This window comes from Kribbella sp. (genome assembly GCF_035687465.1).
In the GTDB taxonomy this organism is placed as follows: domain Bacteria; phylum Actinomycetota; class Actinomycetes; order Propionibacteriales; family Kribbellaceae; genus Kribbella.
In genome coordinates this window covers 1-3,419 of the sequence record NZ_DASRXP010000382.1, presented here as the reverse complement: position 1 = coordinate 3,419, position 3,419 = coordinate 1, and the positions used below count along the sequence as shown (strand labels likewise).

The window sequence follows — 3,419 nt, the reverse complement described above, 5'->3', positions numbered from 1 at the left end:
CCGTTCACCGTTCGGCTGCGAGCTCCCGAGAGCGTGCGACGCGCGGAGTTCCTGGTGGCCGGCGGGGAGGTGGAGGTGAGCGGTGAGGACGGTTGGTTTAGGTTCGAAGTAGCCCGGATCACCGATCACGAAGTCGTGGTCCTTCACTAGGCAGAGGGAGTCAGCTGTGGCAGTCGAGGTGATGGGATCGATGCGCGAGCGGTACGGCGAGATCCTGAGCGAGCGTGCTCTCGAGCTGATCGAGCGGCTGCACGGGGAGTTCAACGGCCGCCGGCTGGAGCTGCTCGAGCGGCGCCGCGCTCGCGTCGAGGAGATCGCGGCAGGTGGGTCGCTGGGGTTCCTCCCCGAGACCGCTGCTGTTCGCGAGGACCCTTCGTGGCGGGTGGCCGAGCCGGCGCCAGGGCTGGTGGACCGGCGGGTCGAGATCACCGGGCCGACCGACCGGAAGATGACCATCAACGCGCTGAACTCCGGCGCCAAGGTCTGGCTCGCCGACCACGAGGACGCGAACACCCCGCTGTGGGAGAACGTGATCGGCGGCCAGCTGAACCTGCTCGACGCGATCACCCGGAAGATCGACTTCAGCAGCGACGCCGGCAAGCGGTACGAACTTAAGGACGACCTCGCCACCATCGTGGTCCGGCCGCGCGGCTGGCATCTGCCGGAGAAGCACCTCCTCGTCGACGGGGAGCAGACCTCCGGCTCGCTGGTCGATTTCGCGCTCTACCTCGTCGCTTGTGGACAGTTGCAGCTCGACCGTGGTCAGGGACCGTACTTCTACCTGCCGAAGATGGAGTCGCACCTCGAGGCCCGGTTGTGGAACGACGTGTTCCTCGCGGCGCAGGAGTTCCTTGGGATGCCGCGCGGCACGATCCGGGCGACCGTGCTGATCGAGACGTTTCCGGCCGCGTTCGAGATGGAGGAGATCCTCTCCGAACTGCGCGAGCACTCGGCCGGCCTGAACGCGGGTCGGTGGGACTTCATGTTCAGCGTGATCAAGACGTACCGGACCCGGGGCAAGGACTTCCAATTGCCGGACCGGAACTCGGTCACGATGACCGTGCCGTTCATGCGCGCCTATACGGAGTTGCTGGTGCGCACCTGCCACAAGCGCGGCGCGCACGCGATCGGCGGGATGGCCGCGTTCATCCCGAGCAAGGATCCGGCGGTCAACGAGCAGGCGTTCGCGAAGGTGGAGGCGGACAAGAAGCGTGAGGCCGGGGACGGGTTCGACGGTTCGTGGGTGGCGCATCCCGGCATGGTCGAGACTTGTCGCGCCGTCTTCGACGAGGTGCTCGGGTCGCGGCCCAACCAGCTGGACAAGCTGCGCGAGGACGTTCATGTGACTGCTGACCAGTTGCTGGATGTGGCGTCCACGCCGGGCGAGGTGACCGAGGCCGGGCTGCGGAACAACGTGAGCGTGGCGATCCAGTACCTCGCTGCCTGGCTCGAAGGGACCGGTGCGGTCGGCATCTTCAACCTGATGGAGGACGCCGCGACCGCCGAGATCTCGCGCTCGCAGATCTGGCAATGGCGGCACAACGGCGTCGTACTGGACACCGGCCTGGCCGTGACCACCGACCTGGTGACCAGGATCGCGGAGGAGGAGATCGCCAAACTAGGCGACGACCCTGAGCGGTATGCGGAAGCCCGCAGTACCTTCCTCGAGGTCGCCAACGCCGACGACTACATCGACTTCCTCACTATTCCGGCGTACGACCAGATGCCCTAGGCGGGTCTACGTTGACCGTGGGGATTCCGCCGCCGGCGCGGGTGATGACGGCTATCGAGATCTCGTCGGTGGGGTTGCTCTCGCGGTGGATCGTGAATGCCGGGACGTGAACGAAGTCGCCGGCGACGGCGTCCAGGTAGTCGTCGCCGCCCTCGAACTCCAGGCGCAGTACGCCCGAAACGACGTACAGACACGACTCGTTGAGGTCGTGGTGATGCCAACCGGACACGGCGCCCGGCGCGGTCTCGACCCGCCCGGCCCACAACTTCGGCAGCTCGAAGGCCCGCTTCCGCAACATCCCGGAGGTCGGATCCGCGGCCACGAGGTCGCCCTCCCTGATCACACGAATCGGCTCAATCATTCCGCCAGTCTCCCGCCGCGGGGAGGCCTTCGGTCAAGGCCTGGCGGAGCATGGCGCGAGCGGACCAGGTCATGAGCTCTGTCACTCGGTCAGGCGAGAAGCCGGCGACGTCGGTGAGCCAGACCAGGGACTCGATACCAACGGCGCTGCGGACGGCGACAGCGAGTTGACGTACGCCGTCCGCGGTCAACTGTGGAACCAGCGGGCTGAGCGCGTCCTCGAACCAGCCGATCGCTCGGCCCTTCCGCAGGGGTAGTTCTCGGGGAACGGTGTCGGGTTCCAGGGAGAGTCGCAGCATGGTGCGCTGCTGATGCTCGGTCTCGATCACCAACTGGACGAAGGCCTTGACCGCGGCGGCGAGCCGAATCTCGGGATCGTCACCGATGTCGGCCGGCAGTAGCGATGTGGTCTCGGTCTCGGGGTGGGCCGCGGCGAGCAGGGCCTTCTGGCTGGGGAAGTACCGGTAGGCCGTCGTCCGCGAGATCGACGCCGCAGCCGCGGCTTCCTCGACGGTCGGACTCGCTCCGCCGCTGGCGATCAGGGCGCGGGCGGCGGCGATCAGCTCGTTGCGGGTCCGCAGCTTCTGCTGGGTGCGGCCCGACTGTTCGTAGGACTCCGAAGACGTTGACACGCATCTCACGGTACCGTAGTTTCGTGATGGGACTCAAGTCCCATATAGCTCCGGAAGAAGGTCTGGCCGATGAAGACGCTGGCTGTGACGGTGCGCGAGAGCGGCGAAGGTGAGCAACGGTGGTTCTGCGGGGGCGGGCTGATCACCTGGAAGGCGACCGCTGACGACACGGGCGGGGTGTTCCTGCTCTTCGAGGATCAGATGGACGCGGGCAAGGTCACCCCGATGCACCTGCATCCCACGACCGACGAGACGTTCTACCTGCTCGAGGGCGACATCCTGCTCGATGTGGACGGAGAGCAGCGGTCTCTCGGCGCCGGAGGGGTCGCCGTGATTCCGCGAGGGGTGCCGCACGCGTTCATGGTGACGTCACCGGTCGTGCGGATGCTGTGCTTCCAGACGCCGGGCAACAACGAGGCCTTCTACCGGCTCGCAAGCGAACCCGTGATCGCGGGAGGTCCGGCGGCAGCGGTCGATTTCGGCAGAATCCGCGCCGCGGCCGAGCAGACCGGGGCCATCGAGATCCTCGGTCCACCACCGTTCTGACAGGTCAGTTGGACGGATCGCGGCGGAGCCGCGCCTGCAGCCTGGGTTCCTCGCGAGCACTGTCAACGGCCGACAACGACGCCTAGGCTGCTTGAGCATGGCAGGCATCGTGTTGCGAGTCCGACTCCTGAGCGGTGACCACCTGGACG

At 66.8% G+C, this 3,419-nt stretch carries 4 protein-coding genes; 2 read left to right on the top strand and 2 right to left on the bottom strand.

Annotated elements, in window-relative coordinates:
- The first annotated feature begins 166 nt into the window (after positions 1-166).
- Positions 167-1,732: a malate synthase A gene (gene aceB / locus VFG33_RS20190; RefSeq protein WP_325054467.1), complete on the top strand. Its 1,566-nt coding sequence runs from the start codon at positions 167-169 to the stop codon at positions 1,730-1,732.
- Here the strand turns inward: aceB and VFG33_RS20185 are convergent.
- Together VFG33_RS20185 and VFG33_RS20180 are read right to left on the bottom strand one after the other, a co-directional pair.
- Positions 1,704-2,093 carry a cupin domain-containing protein gene (locus VFG33_RS20185; protein ID WP_325054466.1) on the bottom strand — a complete coding sequence of 130 codons (390 nt, stop codon included), beginning with the start codon at positions 2,091-2,093 and terminating at the stop codon, positions 1,704-1,706. The genes aceB and VFG33_RS20185 overlap by 29 nt on opposite strands.
- On the bottom strand, positions 2,086-2,724 hold the full coding sequence (locus VFG33_RS20180) for a TetR/AcrR family transcriptional regulator (RefSeq protein WP_325054465.1): 639 nt from the start codon (positions 2,722-2,724) through the stop codon (positions 2,086-2,088). Before VFG33_RS20180 ends, VFG33_RS20185 begins: the two co-directional genes overlap by 8 nt.
- A gap of 69 nt (positions 2,725-2,793) precedes the next feature.
- On the opposite strand from VFG33_RS20180, the gene VFG33_RS20175 reads away from it, so the two are divergent.
- Positions 2,794-3,270, top strand: a complete 477-nt coding sequence (locus VFG33_RS20175) for a quercetin 2,3-dioxygenase (RefSeq protein ID WP_325054464.1) — start codon at positions 2,794-2,796, stop codon at positions 3,268-3,270.
- The last annotated feature ends 149 nt before the right edge of the window (positions 3,271-3,419 follow it).

What these genes read in the sequence shown, in the direction of transcription:
- VFG33_RS20185 (WP_325054466.1), bottom strand. Translation starts at nt 2,093, where the DNA reads ATGATTGAGCCGATTCGTGTGATCAGGGAGGGCGACCTCGTGGCCGCG.
- VFG33_RS20175 (WP_325054464.1), top strand. Translation starts at nt 2,794, where the DNA reads ATGAAGACGCTGGCTGTGACGGTGCGCGAGAGCGGCGAAGGTGAGCAA.